Source organism: Streptomyces sp. NPDC002130 (assembly GCF_040296465.1).
In the GTDB taxonomy this organism is placed as follows: Bacteria; Actinomycetota; Actinomycetes; order Streptomycetales; family Streptomycetaceae; genus Streptomyces.
In genome coordinates this window covers 1-3729 of the sequence record NZ_JBEOXI010000449.1, presented here as the reverse complement: position 1 = coordinate 3729, position 3729 = coordinate 1, and the positions used below count along the sequence as shown (strand labels likewise).

General features: G+C 61.6%; 4 protein-coding genes. All 4 read right to left on the bottom strand.

Annotation, left to right across the window (positions count from 1 at the left end):
- Window positions 1-777: 777 nt before the first annotated feature.
- On the bottom strand, window positions 778-1119 hold the full coding sequence (locus tag ABT116_RS40735) for a hypothetical protein (RefSeq protein ID WP_351645149.1): 342 nt from the start codon (window positions 1117-1119) through the stop codon (window positions 778-780).
- A gap of 84 nt (window positions 1120-1203) precedes the next feature.
- A complete protein-coding gene (locus tag ABT116_RS40730) occupies window positions 1204-1599 on the bottom strand; it encodes a hypothetical protein (RefSeq protein ID WP_298776632.1) in 396 nt (131 codons plus the stop codon).
- A 128-nt stretch (window positions 1600-1727) separates the two neighbouring features.
- A complete protein-coding gene (locus ABT116_RS40725) occupies window positions 1728-2411 on the bottom strand; it encodes an MspA family porin (RefSeq protein WP_235171055.1) in 684 nt (227 codons plus the stop codon).
- Window positions 2412-3000: 589 nt separating this feature from the next.
- On the bottom strand, window positions 3001-3729 hold a 729-nt coding region (locus ABT116_RS40720; RefSeq protein ID WP_502984026.1), incomplete at its 5' end, for a glycoside hydrolase family protein.

The window sequence follows — 3729 nt, the reverse complement described above, 5'->3', positions numbered from 1 at the left end:
GGAAGAGGATCGATTCCGGCGTACGCCCACGCAACGGTATGCGTGGGCCGAACGGTGAACGACGCCCACGTACCCCGATCCCGCCGGCAGTGAACGCAGCGGCACCGACCAACACGAGTTCGAGGTAACGGTCACGGCCGTCGCCTTTGTCGAGCCCCGAGGTCGTGACATTCGGAGTTGATTCCGATTGCCCGGGAGCACTATTCGGCGTCGACGCGGGCACTGGTCCGGGACCACGATCAGTGGTCGATGCGGGTGCGGTCGATCCAGCGGGTTGCGATGTGGTCGGTGCAGGCCCGCTGGTGGTCGTCGGAACCGGGATCCCTGCAGGGTTCTCGATGCTCGATGGTGTCGGGCTATTCGGTTGTCCAGGCTGTTCCGGTTGCGCCGCACCTGGCACGGGAACAATGGGGGTGCCATTGTAGGTGGGGAAGTTCGTCGGAGCGTTCGCTCCGACGTTCGGGCCACCGCCCGGAGCCTGTGCACCCGGTAGTCCGACGGTGGTTGTCGGGGCGGCCGTCGGGGTGGTGGTGGGTGCGGTCAGGCACGGGTTGATGTACTCAGGCGGGATCGGAGAACCAGGTGGCAGCGACGCAATGAGATTCAGGTAGATCTGATGATCACGTGCCCGCACCGCCGCGCAGTCCTCCGCTGGTCCCGCAGTCGCAGGTGCGGCGATCAGTGCGATTCCCGCACCAATGGCTCCGGCCACGCCGATCATGAGCGCTCCGGCAGCGAGTACTCCCGCGATGGACCTGCGCAGCTTCAGCACGGACTTCACCGGCGATCACCGGTGTTCGACTTCTTCCGCGCCTCGGCGATGAGCTTGTCCGCGCCCCACCAGAACACCCGGCCCGCGATCGACATCCACAGAAAGAACGCCAGATACACCAGAATCGTCCCATAATCAGCGGCCCACCCACCGAGACGTCCGATCACCGCGAACGCCGCAATCAACAATGCGAGTCCGATGTCGGTGGCGATCACGGCCTTCGATGTTTCGCTCAGCTCACTGTCGGGGTCCCAGTCGTCGACGTCCGCTCTTTGACCACTGTGCACTGTGGCCGGCGGCTCCGTCATCGGGCGGGACCGAGCGTGTTCAGCGTTGCGGATGGTCATGACAGAAACTCCAAACGGCGGATAGGTGAAGTGAAACAACGAGATCGGCGGCAGCAGTCAGGGGCCGGAGTTACCGGCCCTAGTTCAGTTCCAGTGCTGGTAGGTCTGCACGATGTAGCCCCCGGTGACGGGGCTGTTCGGGTCGGACACGTAGATGTTGACGTAGCCACCCGGATGCGCCGCAGCTTCGGCGATCACGACCCGATCGGGGGCGCTTGCCCTGCCATCGACGTTGGTGATGACCGAACCCGGAGCCCGGCCAACCCAACGTTGCGAGCCGGGAACAATGTTCGCGATTGCATCGGGGATCGGGCTCGCCGCCAGTGCTGCGGTCTCCGCATTCGAGAGCGAAAGCCCGATCCGACCCTGCTCCGGCTGCACGATCGGGGTAGCAGCCGATGCCACGCCCCCGCCGATAACACCGACGAGGGCGATACCTGCGGTGAGCGCTCCGGCTGTGGCCAAGGTACGAATCTTCATGAACTTCTCCCGTGATGCTGATTGATGGGCAAACCCGTGACTCGGGCCTCGTGTGACGGGGTGTGCGAGGGCATGGTGGCCTGCGCAGAGTGGGTTGAGAATGCAGCGCTGACGACGGCTGCTCGGGGTTAGAGCCAGGTCGGATCGGAATACACGAACAGGCTATTGTCCGAGGTTGCAGTTGAGACGGCGAGTTGTGCGTACGAGCGGATCGTCACCGGCCCCATGCACGCATCAACCTTCACGTGCACGTTCTCTGCCGTGATCGACGCCTTCGACGACTCGAGATCCTTCTTCCCCAACGGAATCGTCGTGATCGTGCCCGGCGCAATCGTCGACTGAATACTCGGATTCACCGACGCATTCACACCCACGTTCGCCGACGGGACACCCGAAATACTCACACCGACAGACGGGCCGAGCGAAAAACCAAGCCCCAAGCCAAGTCCGGAGGAAACATCGATCTGGCAGCCGATCTGCAATCCCTGCTCGACATAACCGGTCTTCACTGCCGAATCGCCCGCACCACCGATCGTGCCGGTCACCTTCGCCGACACGAACCCCTCACGGGTGAACGCCGTTGTCGCCAGGTTCGGCACCGGATTCGCCGACAGTTTCGTGGCGGCAAGATCCAACGACCAGCCGTCATCGGTGACCGTACTCGCGAATTTGTCCGCCAACGCCGTCGGCGTTGCCGATGCGCTCCCTGCGAAGACCACACCAGACGACAGCGCGGCAACCGCACACGCCGCGAGCCCTACCGCGGCCCTCGATCGACGATGGGATACGCCGTTTTGCGATTCGATCGACATGAACTGCTCCTCCACGTGACACAGCAACCAGAGCGGTAGCCGACAACTAACTGAATTAGTTACCGGACGGTACCAATCGTCCTGTTTGCCCGCCAGCGCGCCGACTCCGCCATCTTGGATTGAGGGTGAACTTTCGGTAACAGATATATATCGACAGGCTTATCATCAGCAAAAAGGACCTAGGTCCCACTATGAGCAAGGTCACGGTTTGAAGGTAAGAAGAACTCTCAGAAACGGTGTGGCAAACCGAACTGAACCCACGTTTCGTGGGCCTCAGGGCAGTTGAAGGCCGAAAGTGCGGACATCAAGCCAGTGCACGTACTTGAATATGCAACCAACAGGCACTACTTGGCAATCGATCGCAATCAAGACACCTGAGCGGGGCCTAGGAGCGCAACTCTGCATGGTTCACGCGGAGATGTTCACTTCGTGGTCGGCGCGCACTTGCAAGACCCACTTGCGTCGCACCGTTAGCTTGTCAATCACTGATACGTGCAGACGACGCGCAGAAGTAGTACGCATGTACGAGAAAGGGCTCTGACCAAGACCGCAGTCCTTGATCAGAGCCCTACCAACTCGGGGTCGAACGTTATGCCGGTTCTCTCATGATGCCGAGATGCCGTGCAGTCCCGGACACCCCAGGAACCTCTTGCACAGGCGACCAGGTATTCAGCCCGTCCGTGCTGTCGGAGTAGAGATACTTACCTTCGGTATAGGCGTCGAGATAGATCCGCCAGTCGCCGCTCGGCAACTGAACTACGGCCGGACCTTCGACAAGCGAACCCCAATTCCCTGGCGGCACAAACGAATAAGGTCCCGTCACCGAAGGAGCGACCGCATGCTCGACGACCTTCCTCGTCTCGTTCTTGGTGAACGCATGATAGGTCGATCCGACTTTGACCACGGTGGTGTCGATGTGGTCCGCACCGATCCCGGCGAGCGGAACAGGCGGGCTCCACAACCGGAGCGACGGTTCCAACGCCGTCATCAGATACGGCACAAATCCTCCACCGGTCGACATCGACAGGATGACGTTGACGCGATCGCCGTCCACAAACCATTCAGGCGCCCAGGCCTTGGTGACGAATGGTGACAGCGACGGCCCGTCGCTGAAACCAGCCGAACCCGAGAAGCCCGGGGGGCTCGCAGAACCGGTGCCATCTCCCGTACCGGGCATCAAGGCGCAGCAAAACGGAACCGGATAGTTCCCCAGCGGCGTCCAGTTGATGCGGTCGCTGCTGCGTGCAAACCCGATGTTCGCCCCACCACCCGTCGTGTAGGTGAGGTAATACAACCCGTCTGTGTTCCGGAAGATGCT